The 15,638-nt window shown below is 68.0% G+C and carries 11 protein-coding genes and 2 pseudogenes; 8 read left to right on the top strand and 5 right to left on the bottom strand.

The features are described from left to right. Positions 1-467 (top strand): annotated as a pseudogene (locus ACWDZ7_RS39665) (FUSC family protein); the annotation flags it as partial. A gap of 526 nt (positions 468-993) precedes the next feature. Here ACWDZ7_RS39665 and ACWDZ7_RS39670 read toward each other — a convergent pair. Further along, entirely contained in the window at positions 994-2,100 is a 1,107-nt protein-coding gene (locus ACWDZ7_RS39670; protein ID WP_451803624.1) for an abortive infection protein, read from the bottom strand. 188 nt (positions 2,101-2,288) lie between these two features. Here ACWDZ7_RS39670 and ACWDZ7_RS39675 point away from each other — a divergent pair, with 188 nt between their 5' ends. After that, on the top strand, positions 2,289-4,148 hold the full coding sequence (locus tag ACWDZ7_RS39675) for a serine/threonine protein kinase (protein ID WP_451803625.1): 1,860 nt from the start codon (positions 2,289-2,291) through the stop codon (positions 4,146-4,148). Positions 4,149-4,189: 41 nt separating this feature from the next. Here ACWDZ7_RS39675 and ACWDZ7_RS39680 read toward each other — a convergent pair. Together ACWDZ7_RS39680 and ACWDZ7_RS39685 are read right to left on the bottom strand one after the other, a co-directional pair. Then, a pseudogene (locus ACWDZ7_RS39680) lies at positions 4,190-4,617 on the bottom strand (transposase); the annotation flags it as partial. Beyond that, entirely contained in the window at positions 4,617-5,279 is a 663-nt protein-coding gene (locus tag ACWDZ7_RS39685; protein ID WP_451803626.1) for a TetR-like C-terminal domain-containing protein, read from the bottom strand. The gene ACWDZ7_RS39685 and the pseudogene ACWDZ7_RS39680, both read right to left, overlap by 1 nt. A 194-nt stretch (positions 5,280-5,473) precedes the next feature. Here ACWDZ7_RS39685 and ACWDZ7_RS39690 point away from each other — a divergent pair, with 194 nt between their 5' ends. The 3 genes from ACWDZ7_RS39690 (at position 5,474) to ACWDZ7_RS39700 (ending at position 9,075) form a co-directional block, all read left to right on the top strand. Continuing rightward, a complete protein-coding gene (locus tag ACWDZ7_RS39690) occupies positions 5,474-5,860 on the top strand; it encodes a hypothetical protein (RefSeq protein ID WP_451803627.1) in 387 nt (128 codons plus the stop codon). A gap of 534 nt (positions 5,861-6,394) precedes the next feature. Further along, positions 6,395-6,892 carry an RICIN domain-containing protein gene (locus tag ACWDZ7_RS39695; RefSeq protein ID WP_451803628.1) on the top strand — a complete coding sequence of 166 codons (498 nt, stop codon included), beginning with the start codon at positions 6,395-6,397 and terminating at the stop codon, positions 6,890-6,892. Between the two features lie 392 nt (positions 6,893-7,284). Further along, positions 7,285-9,075: an RICIN domain-containing protein gene (locus ACWDZ7_RS39700; protein WP_451803629.1), complete on the top strand. Its 1,791-nt coding sequence runs from the start codon at positions 7,285-7,287 to the stop codon at positions 9,073-9,075. 1,076 nt (positions 9,076-10,151) lie between these two features. Here the strand turns inward: ACWDZ7_RS39700 and ACWDZ7_RS39705 are convergent. Continuing rightward, entirely contained in the window at positions 10,152-10,595 is a 444-nt protein-coding gene (locus ACWDZ7_RS39705) for a hypothetical protein (protein ID WP_451803630.1), read from the bottom strand. Between the two features lie 758 nt (positions 10,596-11,353). Here ACWDZ7_RS39705 and ACWDZ7_RS39710 point away from each other — a divergent pair. Further along, positions 11,354-12,940, top strand: a complete 1,587-nt coding sequence (locus tag ACWDZ7_RS39710) for a PucR family transcriptional regulator (RefSeq protein WP_451803631.1) — start codon at positions 11,354-11,356, stop codon at positions 12,938-12,940. A gap of 36 nt (positions 12,941-12,976) precedes the next feature. Here the strand turns inward: ACWDZ7_RS39710 and ACWDZ7_RS39715 are convergent, their stop codons facing one another. After that, positions 12,977-14,056 carry a serine hydrolase domain-containing protein gene (locus tag ACWDZ7_RS39715; protein WP_451803632.1) on the bottom strand — a complete coding sequence of 360 codons (1,080 nt, stop codon included), beginning with the start codon at positions 14,054-14,056 and terminating at the stop codon, positions 12,977-12,979. A 287-nt stretch (positions 14,057-14,343) separates the two neighbouring features. Here ACWDZ7_RS39715 and ACWDZ7_RS39720 point away from each other — a divergent pair, with 287 nt between their 5' ends. Continuing rightward, a complete protein-coding gene (locus ACWDZ7_RS39720; protein WP_451803633.1) occupies positions 14,344-14,868 on the top strand; it encodes a transposase domain-containing protein in 525 nt (174 codons plus the stop codon). Then, a complete protein-coding gene (locus ACWDZ7_RS39725) occupies positions 14,868-15,386 on the top strand; it encodes a transposase (protein ID WP_451803634.1) in 519 nt (172 codons plus the stop codon). Before ACWDZ7_RS39720 ends, ACWDZ7_RS39725 begins: the two co-directional genes overlap by 1 nt. The last annotated feature ends 252 nt before the right edge of the window (positions 15,387-15,638 follow it).

A 15,638-nucleotide genomic window follows, 5' to 3' on the forward strand; every position in this document is an offset into this window, starting at 1 on the left:
ACGCCGCACGACAGCTGGACCAGGCACTGGCCGACCTGCACACCACCGTCCAGCCCCTCACCTACGGCGCCACCCCCTGGCGCCGACGCCGCCGCACCCTCCACTACATCACCGGGCTGCTCGACATCTGCGCCATGCAGGCCAAACACCTCACCACCCTCACCACAGCCCTCCCCCTCGCTGATCCGCCCACCCGCGACACCGCCGCACGCATCGAGGCAACCCTGAAAGCACTGATCGCCCACACCGGCTCGCACACACCGTCCGCACACACCGCATGGACCACACCCGCCGTTCTCACCACAGACCAACCCGCCATCCCCACGCCCCCAGGCTCCAGCCCTACCGCGCAGCGAGCACTGCGCCACCTTCACCGCCTCGACGCCTGCCTGCTCACCCTCGCCGACACCCTCGGCATGCCCGCCGCTCCCAAGCACCCATCCCGCACCGCCGACCGGCAGAAGTGATGAAGTCCTGACCTCCGGCCGGATCCGCGCAGATTTCCGGCCTCCACGCCAGTCGGCCCGTGGGGGCAGGACAGGAGCATCAAGTGGTTCAGCCGCAGCAGCGCACGGAAATTGCAAGATCGAACTGCGCGACCAGGCCGACGCTGACCACCGCATCCCGTCACCGCGCAGGAAATTCTCACGCTCGCATGCAGCGATGAGGAACAACCGACACCAACGGGCTGTCCCGACCAAGCCGTACCGTCCCGCCCGCCCGGTCCACCCACCGGAGACAGCTGCGTCGGTCCCCTCCAGCCGCCCGTCACAAAGCCCGCCCCCCTCACCACCCTGCGGGGATACCGGCACCGCTCGAACACCCCTGCTTGAGCACATAACCCCGCACGCAATGGTGCACAACGGAGTCGTACGCGGCTGGGTACGTACCTGGCTCTGCCAAGATTTTCGGATGCTGTTGGTGATCTTGACGTGTTCAACTGCCTGATAGGCGCGCCGGGTGTTCCGGCAGAGCTGTTGTGCGAGGCGTGTGTCACTGGAACCGGCGGGCCACCGCGTGGAAGGACCGCTTGGGTTCCCACTGCCCGGTTTCCGCGTAGCCGCGCGGGGTGCCGGTGGGGAAGGTCTTGGCCAGCGCGAAGCTGGTGATGTCAAGGTCGTGGCGGCGCTGTGGGGAGTAGGGGGAGTCGGGGGCGGAGAAGTTGTAGACGAACGCGCCGTGCACGTGCTCGGCGGCGTAGAGGTCCAGGAGTTCGCCTACCTCGTCCGCCTGTTCGCGTTCGTTACGCACATAGCCGTCCTTGACCACCGGGGGTTGGTGCTGCCAGTCCGCGGCGTTGAAGCCGTCCCCGCCGTGTTCCTTGGCTCCCGTGAAGGTGCAGCAGCCGAACTCGGTGATGACGACGGGCTTGCCGTGCCGGTGCAGGGCGCGTAGTTGCTGGGTGTAGGAGGCCTTGTTCTCCGCGTTCCGGTACAGATTGACTCCCACGATGTCGAAGCGGCGCCAGTCGACCTCCTCCCAGCTCCCGGAGCAGTAGGTGACCCGCCCCTTGAACAGCGGCCGTACGGTTTTCAGTGCCCGGTCCAGAAAGGCGTTCAGTCGCTCCTGGTAGCCGGCCGACTCGGGGCGCGCCAGTGCCTGGATGCGCTCGGTGTAGTCCTTTCCCGGCACCAGGCCGGACATGAAGATGGTCAGCTCGGTGCCGAGCGTGATGCTCACGCCGGGGTGCCGGGTGCGCAGCCGTTCGGCGGCGCGTGCCACCGAGCGGAGGAAGGCGAGGGTCTGCTCCGCGTCCTTGTCGAACTGCCGCGGTTCGAACCAGACGAACAGTCCGTGTGCGGCCGCTATCGACGCGGCCTCGGTAAGCCGGTCGAGGTCGTGGCCGAGCAACAGGACCGCGTTGCAGTGCAGTTGTCCCTTGATGGCCGCGATTTCCCGGCGGATGTACTCCGTCCGCCAGACGTCCCTGTCCGTGTCGAAGTTGACGCCCTTGTAGGTGAAGGGGGCAGCGGCCCGCAGTGACGCCGCCGGGTCGGTGGACGTCGTACGGGCAGCCGCGTTGTCGACGGTGAAGGCGGTGGCGGCCAGGGCCGCGGTGCCCGCGAGCATGGTTCGGCGGGCGATCGGTGCTGATGTCATGGCGTGAGCCTGTATGGAATGCGGTCGGCGGCGCATTACCCGAAGGGCTTGCGCCCGTCGACCAAAGTCGCTGCACAGCTCGACCTTCGGCGCGGGCGCGGGCGTCTACTCTGGTCCACCGGGTCGCGGATCGACGGCCAGTCAACGGCGGCCAGTCATGGCCGGCCAGTCATGGAACGGAGCGTGCGGTGTCGGCGGGGGAAACGAACGGTGGAGAGCTGATAGGCAAGGTCCTCGGAGGGCGTTACCGGGTGACCGCGATGGTCGGGCGCGGCGGCATGGGCGTGGTGGCCCGGGCGGTGGACGTTCTGCTCAACCGAGAGGTCGCCGTCAAGGTCCTGCGGGCCTACACCGACGCCTCAGCGTCTGAACTGGCCGATCTGCGGACGCGGATGCAGCGGGAGGCGCAGGCCGCCGCCCGCATCCGGCACAGCGGCGTGGTCACCGTGCATGACGTGACCGAGGAGCACGGCATGCCGGTCATCGTCATGGAACTCGTCGACGGGCCCTCGCTCGACGACGTGGTGACGGAGCGCGGCACGCTGGAGCCGCACGAGGTCGCGGCGATCGGTGCCAAGTTGATGGACGCGCTCTATGCCGCGCACCGGGTTGGGGTGCTGCACCGGGACGTCAAGCCGGGGAACGTGCTGCTGGAGCACGGCGGGCGGGTCGTGCTCACCGATTTCGGCATTGCCAGCATGGAAGCGTCCGGCGACGACGCCATGGCCAAGCTGACCCAGAGCGGGCAGATCGTCGGTTCCCTGGACTACCTGCCGCCGGAGCGCGCGCAGGGCACTGAGCCCGGTCCCGCGTCGGACATCTGGTCGCTCGGCATGACGTTGTACGCGGCTGTGGAGGGCACTTCGCCGTTCCGCCGTACGTCCGCGTGGTCCACGTTGGCGGCGATCGTCACCGAGCCGCTGCCGGAGCCGCTGCGAGCGGGGCCGCTCGCGCCGGTGTTGCAGGTCCTGATGGCGAAGGACCCGGGCAGCCGGCCCACCGCCGACCAGGCGCGCAAGATGCTGGAACAGGTGGCCGCGGGCGGCACGGTGGACCTTGCTCCGTCGGCCCCCCTGCGTACGGCGACGGAGGTCACCGCCCCGACGCCGCCGCCCGGCTTCGGTCCGGCGCCGTTCCATCAGGTTTCTCCGCAGCCGCCGCACACCGGCTACCCGCCTTCCGGCCTTCCGCCCACGCTTCCGCAGCCCGGCACACCGGCCGCGGGCGGCAGACGCCGCGCCGGGGCAGGCCGTGCGCGGCGCCGCAACCGCACTGTCATCGCAGGAGCAGCCGCTGCCGTCGTGCTGACCGGAGGCGGTGTCACGTACGCCCTGGTAGCCCAGCACGGCAGTTCGAGCGGTGACACAGCACAGGCGAAGCCGGCTGGGACCGGCTCCCCCCGGGGCAGTGGCCGGCCCGGCGACGGCGACGCGGCCACCGGCCTGGACTCCCCGAGCGCCTCGCCGTCCGCGGGCTCCCACAAGAAGCCGGCCGGTGCGCCCTCTCGCCGGCCGGACAAGGGCGGCAGCGGCAAGGGCGGCAACGGTAAAGACGGCAAGGCGGGGACCAAGAAGCCGAGCCGCGAGGGCGGCGGTGCGGAGTCGGGTTCGTCGCTCTCTCCGGCGGCCGGCGCCGGCGCCGTCCACCTCAGCAACGACCACAGCGCACTCTGCGCCGGTGCGGGCAGCAAGAACACCAACGGCTCGAAAGTCATCCAGTGGGGATGCACCAACGCCAAGGACGAACAGTGGGTGTTCAAGGCCACCACCGACTCCAACGGCAAACGCGCCTACTTCCTCCAGAACGCGTACTCGGACAAGTGCGTGGGCCCCGCGTCCAGTCTCGCCAACGGGGCCGGCATGATTCAGTACACGTGCAACGGCGCAGTCGACCAGAAGTGGTGGTACGACCCGGGCACACGTGAACTGCGTAACGTCTACTCCGGCAAGTGTCTCGGCCTCGGCGCAGGAGCGACCAAGGGATCCCAGCTGATCCAGTGGACCTGCAACGGCGCATCGGACGAGAAGTGGTCCAAGACGGCACGCTGATTCGTTCGCCGACCCGTGCAGTCGTGCTCATCTTGCGAGTCATCGGTGGGCCGTCGCCCCACTGGCCCGGGGCGACCAGCAGGGCCAGAGGACATCGCCGCAGCATGCTGGTGAGCACGGCAGACGGTCGAGCCCACGCCGACCATGGACCAGTCGGTCCGTCCCTCCGCGTCCGCGTCGGCCTGGAGGGCCCGGAGCATTCTTGCCCCGGTGCCGTCCGCTGACCACCTTGGGTGGCGGTCGTACGGCATCTGCCGCTTGCCGAATCATGGTGGTAGCTCCTGCTATGGGATTCCCGTGCGCAGTCGGAACAGGATCCCGTTGATCACCTTGTGGTGACGCTTCCACCGCCCGCCCCGTCCGGTGTCCCTCGGTAGGTGCGGTTCCAGTCGAGCCCCTGTGCGTCCGTCAAGTCATCCGGCCCCGTACGGCCGAGAACGACACGCGATGCGGGCCGTTGCCGGCCCATCAGACAGGCCCGAAGTCAGGTCCGCTGAACACTCCCGCCCGTGCGGCCGCGTATGCCGCTTCCGCGCTCGAACGGGCGAGGCGGCCGTCGATGGGACGACGCAGGATCAGGAGCCGGTAGTAGAACGGCGCGCTCAGCGCGGTGATGACTTCAGCCGCGTCCGTGCTGGAGGCGAGCTCGCCACGGTCCACGGCCCGGTGCACGATCTGGGCCACGTGAGCCGTGCGGGCCGTGAACGCACCGTGGACGACCTCCGCGATACCCGCGTCACGTGCGGCGGCAGCGATGAGTCCTTCGATGAGGTTGCGGTTGCGCCGCGCCCCGTGGAAGTCGGCGATGGCCTGAGCGAGTGCGTGCAGATCGTCCCGGAGGGACCCCGTGTCGGGGGTGGGGATCGTCGTGCTGTGCTCGGCGAGGAGGTCAACGACCACGCCCTCGACGTTGCGCCAGCGGCGCCGGATGGTCGAGACGTGGATGCCGGAACGCGCGGCCAGCTTGTCCAGGGTGAGTTCACCGAGTTCCGCCTCGTCGAGCTCGTGGAAGGCGGCGGCCAGGACGGACGCGCGCGTACGAGCCGTACGTCCACCGGGACGGGCCGAGCCGTGCGGCAATCGCTCCGGCTGCGCCGACCGCTCCCGTTTTGCCGCCCCTTCGGACTTCACCGCCTGCTCCGGCTTCTCTTGTCTTCCATGGCCACCCAATCTAATGCGCGCCCCGTGCACGAGATCTTCACGGCCCCGCCCTGCGTCCGGGCGACCTCGCGTTGCATGGCATGCCCACGCTCGGATAGCGTGACGATCACCTAATGCGTGCGACTGCGCATTAAGGCGCATCATCGAATGACGGGGAACAACTTATGAACATGCGCAAGCTGGCGGCGACCGGCGTCGCTGGAGCGGCCCTGATCGCCACTACATTGTCCGGCGGGGCCGCTGCGGCAAACACTCCCGGCTCCACCACCACAACCACCAAGGCCGTCTCCGTGCGGGCCGGCGCTTCCCTCGACAAGACCTGCCTGGGAGTGCCCAACTACAAGGCGAAGGAGAGCGTGAAGCTCCGCGCGGCGAGGAAGGTGAACGCCACTGCCATCGCCTTGATCCCCAAGGGCGAGTGGACTTCCTGGTGCGCCTCATCGGACTACTCGGGCGAGACCTACCACCTCTGCGGAAAGACGAGCAACAAGTGGTCGTACATGGGCTACAAGGGGCGTAAGGGCTGGGTTCCCTCCATGTGTCTCGTCTGACCTGGCCGGTCGCCGGGTCGGTCTGACAGCAAGCCGCGGTAACACCAGCGCGCCACGAGCAACAGCCTTACTTCTGGCGCACTGTCACGTTCCGCCAGGCGGTGGCCCAGCGGCCGCTTGCCGCTGACGCTGAGGTGTGGTCCGTCAATGAGTGTTCGCCGGAGAAGCCAGGTGCCGCGCCAGTTGAGGGTGGTTCTGCCGCTGAGGTGACGGGCCGTGGAGGCGACCATCGCGTGGTGGAACACGGCTTAAGGATCGACATGGGTGTGTGCGCAGTTGCGAGCGAGTCTGCGATGGTGCCGTTGCGCCGAGGCCTCTACGGCGTTCAGCGCTGGTGCTTACTGCGTCAAACCACCCACACTCCGCAAGGAGTGGTAGGTCAGGTGGAGTACCCCCGTCCCGGCGAGCGCCGCCGCCCTTCAGGCCCCAGGACGGATATGAGTCGGGGTAAACGGCCTGGCGATTGACACCAGTGATCACACTTACGCACTCTTTACAATTTTTCCGACCTAATGTCAAAGGTAAATGTTTCGCATGAGAATCGGGAAGTTCGCCGGCGTGGTCGCCGCGGTCAGCCTCCTTTTTGCAGGCATGAGTGCGAGCCCAGCAAACGCCGCCTCCACTGCGTATTACATCACAAACGTAGACAGCAATATGTGCATCGGCGTCGGCAGTAAGCGTGGAAATGGCGCACCTGCAATCCAATGGCCTTGTGGCAGGATCGCCCCGGATATGCAATGGGACCGCTGGCAGGGTGAGGCTAACGACGGGACCGTCGTCAACTTCCTGAGGAACCGTTACTCCGGAAAGTGCTTGGGCGTCGGATCCAGCCTCGCCAACGGCGCCCGCGCCATACAGTGGGACTGCAATGGCGCGGTAGACCAGAAGTGGTGGTACGACACCACACTCCAGAACGTCTACTCCGGTAAGTGTCTGGGAACCGGTTCCAGCCACAGCCGTGGCTCTCAGCTAATGCAGTGGAACTGCAACGGTGCACCGGACGAAGAGTGGAGAATCTACCGGCTGAACTGAGTGTTACGGACTGCACTTGCTCGGTCCCATGCTGTACGCCGGTCACCGCACGTTTCACATGGGCTACGGTGACTGAGGGGCAGAGGACGATCCACCAGCACTTCATAAACAGCACTACGCCTGAATAACTCCCTCCACGCCGACTTGCGTGAGGCGGAGGTCTCTTCCGGCGCCCACTCCCATGACCGCTTTCGCGTCACGCTTACAGCAAATCGCCCCCCACAGTAGCCTTTCGCGACTGCTCCCCGAGATCTGCGCCAGAACCCGAAGCGCATCGCCGCCTTCGACCTGCGCCCGGTCGCTCAAAATTTATCCCAAAGGCGACGGAAATCGTCTCTTTGAGAATCCAGCACAGCAAGGTACCCCTGTACCGGGAACTACGGTTTGACTCCATGACATCACTCATACGCACGCGCCGCAGAGAGCGACTGGGAGCGGCTCTGGCCGCACTGTCGTTGTTGGCGGCCATCATGACGGGCACTCAGCAAGCCGTGGCCGCCGGGGACGGCGGCCCCAACGGTGGAACCTTCGCGCCGGTGGACGCATCCGATTTTGTCCTGCACCCGCGCGAAATGCCGAAGGTCGACCAGACGGCCAGGGCGGTCATCGAGGGCGCCGAGGCGGCCGGGGCCGTCAGCAAGGTCTCGCCCCTGAGCGTGGCCCAGTCCCGGCAGCACATCGGCCGCGCTCTGTGCCACACGACCGGCATCAACGGCACCTTCAAGTACAACGGGTTCTGCTGGGACAGGACGGACGACGACACCAGCAGCTACAACGAGGCAGGCGGCTGGCATCCGCAAGGCATGACGGCCTCGCACGAGGCGTACGACAGCGGCACCGTGGACGGCCACCACCTGTATATGCAGGGCTGGTATTACGGCCAGGGCAAAGAGATTCGGGAGACGAAGGCCCGCATCTCCATCCTCGAGTCCGCCGGCGAGGAACGGACGTATGGACACGTGCTGCTCGTGAAGCCTACTGGCAGCCGGGCCGAGCCCGGTTTCGAGGCGGTCGACCAGATCCACGTCGACGGCATGGTCTGGTACGGAAACAGACTGTTCGTGGCAAACGGTGGCGAGCTGCAGATCTACGACCTGAACCACCTGTGGAAGATGAAGTCCGTCGCCGACGGCGTGGGCATCCAGAACGGCGTCTCAAAGGCCGACCACCACCAGTGGGCCCTGCCCATGGTCGCCCGCTACACGACGCGCACCAAGGCCCAGGAGGACGCCTCCGCCAACAAGAGCCCCCGGTTCTGCGGCAAGCCGAAAGACCCCGACCCCATCGGCTGCCTGAGTTCCCTGAGTCTGGACCGCAGCACGGGGCAGCCCCGCCTGGTGTCCGGGGAGTACCGGAGCAATTCCGATGAGCTGCGGTACCAGGATCCGCCGGCGGCCGTCGACGAGCGCCCGGCTCGCGTGATCACCTGGCCCCTCCAGTACATCGGCGAAGGAGGAACGTCACCGGTCACGGCGACGTCCGCCCATGTCGCGCCGGTTCGCCAGCTCCAAGGGGTGGCCACCGACGGCACCTACTTCTACCTGTCGGCCGAGTGCCCGGTCGATTACATGAACGACCACAGGCCCGGGGACACCGGCAGCTACTCCTGCGTCTGGCAGGCCAAGCCCGGCGGCCAGACGTCGGTTCTCACCCATGCCCCGCCGCTCACCCAGGACCTGAACTACGCGCCCGGGTCGGGCCGTCTGTGGGGCAGCAACGAACTGACCGGCAAGCGTGTCGTCTTCTCACTGCTGCCTCGCCGTGCTGACAGCGCCACCTACCTCAGCAACGACTACAGCGCACTCTGCGCCGGCGTGGGCAGCAAGCTCACCGACGGTGCGAAGGTCATCCAGTGGGGCTGCGACAACGCCCAGGACGAGCGCTGGGTGTTCGGCGCCACCACCGACTCCAACGGCAAGCGCGCCTACGAGCTCCAGAACATCTACTCGGGCAAGTGCATGGGCCCGGCGTCGAGTCTCGCTGATGGGGCCGGCATGATCCAGTTCTCGTGCACCGGCGCCACCGACCAGAAGTGGTGGTACGACGAGGACAAGCACGAACTGCGCAACGTCTACTCCGGCAAGTGCCTCGGCCTCGGCTCAGGAGCAACCAAGGGATCCCAGCTGATCCAGTGGACCTGCAACGGCGCATCAGACGAGAAGTGGTCCAAGACCGCACGCTGAGGACAGGCATGGCCCCTGCCTTGCCGCCTGCGCAGGGCCCCCGTGGCTGCCCCGGAGCCGCGGACTGCAGCGTCGAGGCTTGGCCGTACAACGGCCTCTTGATGGCTCACCCAGTCCGCGCACCCTCGGTGGCGTCTTTGCTGAGCGGTGTGGTGGCTCTGCATCCACTGGGGGGCGTCCTGCCTGCCTGCAAGTTGGGCGGTCGTCAGCCGCACTCAATCGCCGTCATGCGTGCATGACCTGAACCCACAGGCTCTGGTGGCTGGTCGGCAGCCACCAGAGCCTAATCCGCTGGACGCCACCGCGTCAGGCCCCTCCCCGGCGGCGATACCGTCGTCACACCTCTTGGGCGGCTTGCACGGCACGGTCACCGTCAGCAGCGAGCAGGGAGCCACGTCGCTGTCGCCGGGGGACTCCTACGTCTTCGCGACGGGCCGGGAGCCCGACCAACGCACCCACGCCGTTCTCCTGGAGACCAAGCCGGCTTCCTTCACGAGCCTTACCGCCTCGATCGGGCCGCGAGCCGCCGGTGAGGAAGCAGTGACCGGACGGTGGCCGAGTACTGGAGGTGGGCCATTGCCCACGAACGTGACGTCGCCTCTGGCTGATCCCCACGGAAGGGTAACCACCGCGGTCCTCGCGGTGGCCCTGCACAACCGGAGTTCGGCAGGAGGCCTCGTCAGTCGAGACACTGCTACCTCGGCAAAGCGTTGCCCGTCCAGGGATGCTGAGGTCGCGCGGCTCGTGGCCGGGTCCTGGCCCGAGGAAGACACTCGTTTCTCACCGCCAAGGGCTGCTTGCTGACGCGGGCACCGCCCCCATCATGCGGCCCCTGAGACGCAGCTACATGACGACGGCGCCGTGGGTGCGGTGAGGGTACGCGGCTTCCCTCGGAAGAGGTACGCCGATCCGCGCTGCAGGCTCACCGCTGATCCGCTCTGCAGCTCGCATGAACCTCCCCGGTCTCGGGGGTTCGCGGTGCGCGCCGGTGCGGCCGCCTCATCGTGGCTGCCTGAGAGGTCCTCGCCGCGCACCGGCAGTACGAGGCGAGACACCGAGTTCAGTTCTCAACCGCACTAGTGCAGGGTGTACTTGCACGCGTGCTTGCCGGTGGAGCCGCCGGCGTCCTTGGCGACCTGTTTGCCGTCGACGGTGATCGAGCAGGGCGCCGCGGCGGCCTTTCCGCCGGGCAGGATCACCGGGCCGGGCACTACGTGCATGGTGATCCCGACCTTGCGTTCCGTGCTGTTCAAGGTGACCTTCTCGGTCTTCTTCCACGGCAGCGTGACTTGTTGGTTGCCATCGGAACCCGCGTAGTAGAAGACGCTGGTCTTGCCCTTGCCGCCGACCTCGAGCGTGACCTCGTACGTCTTGTCCTGACCCTTGGCGCCCGCATTCGACGACGCCGCGGCTGGAGCCTTATCGGCTTGTTCCTTCTTGTGACCGCTGTCGCTGCCGCCGCAGGCGGTCAGTAGCCCGGCCGCCGCGATGAGCGCCGCTATGGTCAGGGTCCTGCGCATATATGTGTTCTTCCAGATGGGACGGATGTGACGTGATGTGCGCGTGAGTCGCAGGAAGCATCGTAGGGCCGGCACCGGCCTCCGTCGTTGCCGGGCGAGTTGCCGGGAAGCGAGAGATCGCGCGGTGCCAGGCCTGGCCCTGCGCAGAAGCCGATGTCCGGCGACCTGGGTTATCCACAGACACCTCTGTTCCCTGCCTCGTCGCCTTACCGTGCTTCTCCCACCCAGTTGGGGAGCGGAATGCACAGGGTTGATCTTGCTCAGGATGCTGACGCCGCGCTGTCGGCGATGCTGGACGACGTACACCACGAGGCGCTGGCGCTCATCGACGCCGTATCGTCGAACCGGGAGGCTGACGCCGGGCGGCCGACACGCGCCGACACCGCGCTGCGCGGCCGGTGCTGGATCGTCTACGTGGCGCTGGGCGGGCTGATGGTGGTCCTGGACGCCGGCCGAGTCGCCCGACCTCCCCGGCGCCGGAGGTCCGCTGTGTCTGGTCGCGTCTCGGTAGGCTGCCGCGGTGATCGAGCCTTCGGATCGGAACGCGGGCAACGGGGTCGCGTTGGTCAGGTAGTCCGCCAAAGTGTCAACGGCTTCGGTGTCAAGCAGTTGTGCCGGATCACCGCGCCAGTCCCCGACCCTACTGAGCTACCGCGCTCCGGAGTGAGCTGCGCCACGTCCGTCGGGCTGCTGAAACCGGGCCACTCGCTGCGTCATCTGGTACACGAGACGGCGATGGATGTCGGTGAGGAGCATGAGTGGACGCCATTACGCTCGGCGACCTGGTGGACGCCGTCGGCAGCCCGGCCCTGCGGCTTCACACCGCATCCGCCGGACCCGCCACCCCGGTCACGCAGGCGCTGTTGTACGACCCGCATGCCCCACTGCCCGATGCCCCCGGAGCCCTGCTGCTCGCGGTCGGCGTGCGGGCGGCCGCGGCTGGGCCGCTGGTGCGGGCCGCGGCGGAGGCGGGTATGGCCGGAGTCGTGGTGCGCGGCGCGGACGGGCCGGTCGGAGAGGCCGAGGCGTATGACGTGGCACTGCTCACGGTCGAGGAGGGTCTGGCCTGGCACCACGTGCACCTGATGCTGGCCTCGGCGATCGACTCGCGGCCCGCCCCCGGCGGTGGGCTGGAGGACTTGTTCGCGCTGGCCGACGCGATCGCGGCGGCGACCGGTGGGGCGACCTCCGTCGAAGACCCGCGCCAGCGGATCCTGGCCTACTCCACCGTGCCCGGTCAGCCGGTCGATGAGGACCGCCGCCAGGGCATCCTCGGCCTGCAGGTGCCGGGCAGCGTGAAGAACGCGCACCAGGTCCGGCTGGTGTTCGCCTCACACGCACCGGTGCGACTGCCGGCGCTCACGGCGGAAGACCTGCCGCGGCTCGCCTGCGCGGTGCGGGCCGGCGGCGAGACACTCGGCTCGATCTGGGTGGTCGACGGCGGCACGCTCGCTCCGGACGCGGAGGCGGCTTTGGCCCAGGGGGTGTCCACGGCGGCGCTGCTCCTGCTGCGCCTGCGCGCGGCACAGCAGCTGACCCGGCATCAGAACACCGTCCTGCTGCGACGGTTGCTGGACGGGTCGGCGGACGCCTCGATGGCAGCGCACCGGCTGGGCTGGGATGCGGTCCGGGTGGCCGCGTTCGCGCTGGACTCCGCAGTGAGCGTGCCGGACGCCGAACGGACCTCACTCAGGCTCCTGGACCTCGTACGGCTGCAATGCGAGGCGCGCTATGGGCGGCATGCCTGCGTGCTCCTGGACGGGGTGGTGTATGCGCTGCTGCCCGCGCCAGGGGAGCACGGCGGGGCGGGTGCGCCCCAGGGACACACGACGGCTGACCGGCGGCACCGGCAGCTGGCGCAGGACATCGTCCGCCAGGCCGGGCTGTCGCTGCGGGTGCCGATCCGGGTGGCGCTCGGCGAGGTGGTGACGGACCTTGGCGGGGTGGCGGGCTCCCGGGCGGATGCGGATGCGGTGCTGCGGCTGCGGCTGCTGGACGACGCTCTGCCGGTGGCCACCGTCGATGAGGTGCGTGCCCGGGTGACGCTGCTGCGGCTTGCCGATGTGATGGCGGAACGAGGGGAGTTGCGGGCGGGCGCCTGGCAGCGGGTGTTGGCGGCGGACTCTGAGCACGGCACCGAATACGCCCGCACGCTGGTGGCCTGGTTCGACACGGGCTGCGATGCGGCAGGCGCGGCCAGGGTGCTGTCGGTCCACCCCAACACCTGCCGCTACCGCCTCAAGCGGATCGGCGGGCAGCTCGGGTTTGATCTCGACGACGCCGACGAACGGCTGGCCCTGTGGCTGCAGTTGAGGCTGCTGGCAAAGCGCGGTGGTCCCGCCTGAGCCCGGCCCAGGCGGGACCACCGGGCCCGCTTCCGGTCAGCGCAGATCGTGGATGAGCTTGCCGATGATGGCGTCCACCTTGTCCGAGTCGAACGTCTCCGAGCCGACCAGCAGGGTCACGGCCCGCTTGCCGTCCCCGGTGACCGCGTTCCTGAGCTTGTGGCCGGACTCCATGGATCCGCTGTGCCCCCAGGTGACGAAGCCCGGGACGGTCTCATAGCGCTCGACGCCCAGGCCGTAGCGCTCGCTCTTGGCGTCGGTCGTGATGGTCTTCTTCATCTCGCCTAGCTGGGCCGGGGCCAGCAGCTCCCCGCCCCACAGCGCGGACCAGAACGCGGTCACGTCGGCGCCGGTGGAGACCAGTGCCCCTGAAGCGTCGGCGCCGGAGACGTTCCACTCCGTGCGGTCCACCAGCTTTCCATTGCGCTCCGCGTAGCCGCGCAACTCCGGCTTGGGAAGCGTGGTCCGGTCGCCGGGCCAGGAAGTGTGGCGCAGCCCGAGGGGATTGATGATGCGCTGTTTGATCTCGGTGTCGATGCCGCGCCCGGTGACCTTCGAGACGATCAGGCCCACCAGGTTGTAGTTGGTGTTCGAGTAGGCGAAACCGGACGAGGTCTGGTCGTCAGGCGGAGGCAGCTTCAGCGTCTGCTTGACCGTCTCCAAGGGCTCGACGTGATCCCAGCGGTAGTCGTCCTCGTTCTCGTACGCGTCCAGGTAGTCGGGCAGGCCGCTGGTGTGCTGCAGCAGCTGCCGCACTGTGATCTTGCGCCCGTCGTAGTGCTCGGTGCGGATCAGGTCGGGGAAGAAGTGGTCGACCGTGTCGTCGAGCTTGAGCCTCTTCTCACCGACCAGCTGCAGCACGACCGTGGCCACCCAGGTCTTGGTGTTGCTGGCGATACGACTGTGCTCATTGCCGACGACCTTGCGGCCCGTCATGAGGTCGGCGACGCCGATGCCGGTGTGGGTGATGCCGCAGCGCGGGCTCTTCACCGTCACGCTGATCCCGGAGGCACCGACGTGCTGCAGCGCCTCCAACGCCTTCTGGAGGGGCTTGCTGTCACATGGGGGAGTGGTGGTCGATGCGCTCGATGAGGCCGACGCGGCAGGGGCAGCCATCAGAGAGGCCGTGAATGCCAGGGCTGCAACAACGGTCGTCCGTCGTCGGAAGGTGTCCTTTTGCATGCGTACACCGTCGGGCCTGGGCAGACCGGGTGCATGCGGTGCCCATCCAAACATCCGGGGTGCGGTTTGTGCGTGCGGCCAACGAGCGGGGCTTCCCTCAAGGCCGGGTAGTCGACAAACCCGCGAGTCGCGCAAGGGTGTTGCAGGATTTCTGACGCCGGACAACGGAGCTCGTTGGTACAGGCAGTCGACCAAGACAGCTTGTATCTCAAGGAGCTCCGTTGCCTTCTCATTCTGTCCTGCCGTCTGCACTGACGACCATCACCGGTACGGTCACGGTCGCCCCGGGTCGGTTCGTGCCGGGGCATCTGGGGGAGCTGACGGCGGTCGTGCCGTTCGAGCTCGTCGACGCGGTGTTGTCGGAGACGAGGACCGGGCAGCGGCGGCTGCGGGATCTGCCCTCCCCAGTCGGAGTCTACTTCCTGCTCGCGATGTGCCTGTTCCCCGAGGTCGGCTACCGGCTGGTCTGGGACAAGCTGACCGCCGGCCTGTCCGGGATGTCCATCGCCTCGCCGACCGCTAAGGCGTTGCGTGACCTGCGCCGCAGACTCGGCAGTGCGCCGATGCGCGCGCTATTTGAGGTGCTGTCCGGGCCACTGGCCCAGCCAGGGACGTCAGGGGTGCGGTTCGGCCCCTACCGGGCGGTGTCGTTCGACGGCTGCGGTTCGCAGAAGGTCCCCGACTCCGTGCGGACCGTTCCTGGCTGGGCAGAACCGCCCACCACGGCTATCGGGCGCTGGGGTTGATGACGCTGGTCGAGACCGGCACCCGGGCCCTGATCGGCGCAGTGTTCGGTCCGAGTGCCGAAGGCGAGACGAGCTATGCCGGCCGTCTGCTACACCTGCTGCGGCCGGGCATGCTCGTCCTGTGGGACGAGGGATTCGACGGAAACGACTTCCTCGCCGCGGTGACCGCCACCCGCGCCCAGGTTCTGGGCCGGCTCCGCAGCAACCGGTGCACCCCGGTCCTGACCCGTCTCCACGACGGCTCGTACTTGTCGGTGATCGGCACCGTGCCTGTGCGGGTCATCGACGCGCAGATCACCGTGACCTGCGCCGACGGCACCGTCTACACCGGCTCCTACCGGCTGGTCACCACTTTGACCGACGCCCGCCGCTATTCGGCGGACACGCTGGCGAGCATCTACCACCAGCGGTGGGAACACGAATCGGCATACTTCGCCCTTCGTCACGCGATCATGGACGGGCGCCTGTTGCGCTCGGGCGACCCGGCCGCATCGAGCAGAAGATGTGGTCCCTGCTGACGCTCTACCAGGCACTTCGGGCGGTCATGGTCGACGCTGCCGAATCCGTCCCGGGCACCGATCCGAACCGCTGCGGGTTCACCATTGCCCTCCAGAACGCTCGCGACCAGGTCATCCAGGCCACCAACACCGTCACCCCGACCGCCGAGCCGGGTCCCATCGGGCGCCGCGTTCTGACCGCCCTGCTCCCGCCCCGGCGACAGAGAGTGAGCACCCGCAAAGTCAAATCACCGACCTCCCGCGACAGCGAAC

The sequence above is a fragment of the Streptomyces sp. NPDC003032 genome, assembly GCF_053591415.1.

Excerpts from the sequence above, each read along its gene's own strand:
- ACWDZ7_RS39700 (WP_451803629.1), top strand. The coding sequence starts at position 7,285 with ATGACATCACTCATACGCACGCGCCGCAGAGAGCGACTGGGAGCGGCT.
- ACWDZ7_RS39690 (WP_451803627.1), top strand. The coding sequence starts at position 5,474 with ATGAACATGCGCAAGCTGGCGGCGACCGGCGTCGCTGGAGCGGCCCTG.
- ACWDZ7_RS39715 (WP_451803632.1), bottom strand. The coding sequence starts at position 14,056 with ATGGCTGCCCCTGCCGCGTCGGCCTCATCGAGCGCATCGACCACCACT.
- ACWDZ7_RS39725 (WP_451803634.1), top strand. The coding sequence starts at position 14,868 with ATGACGCTGGTCGAGACCGGCACCCGGGCCCTGATCGGCGCAGTGTTC.
- ACWDZ7_RS39705 (WP_451803630.1), bottom strand. The coding sequence starts at position 10,595 with ATGCGCAGGACCCTGACCATAGCGGCGCTCATCGCGGCGGCCGGGCTA.
- ACWDZ7_RS39670 (WP_451803624.1), bottom strand. The coding sequence starts at position 2,100 with ATGACATCAGCACCGATCGCCCGCCGAACCATGCTCGCGGGCACCGCG.
- ACWDZ7_RS39695 (WP_451803628.1), top strand. The coding sequence starts at position 6,395 with ATGAGAATCGGGAAGTTCGCCGGCGTGGTCGCCGCGGTCAGCCTCCTT.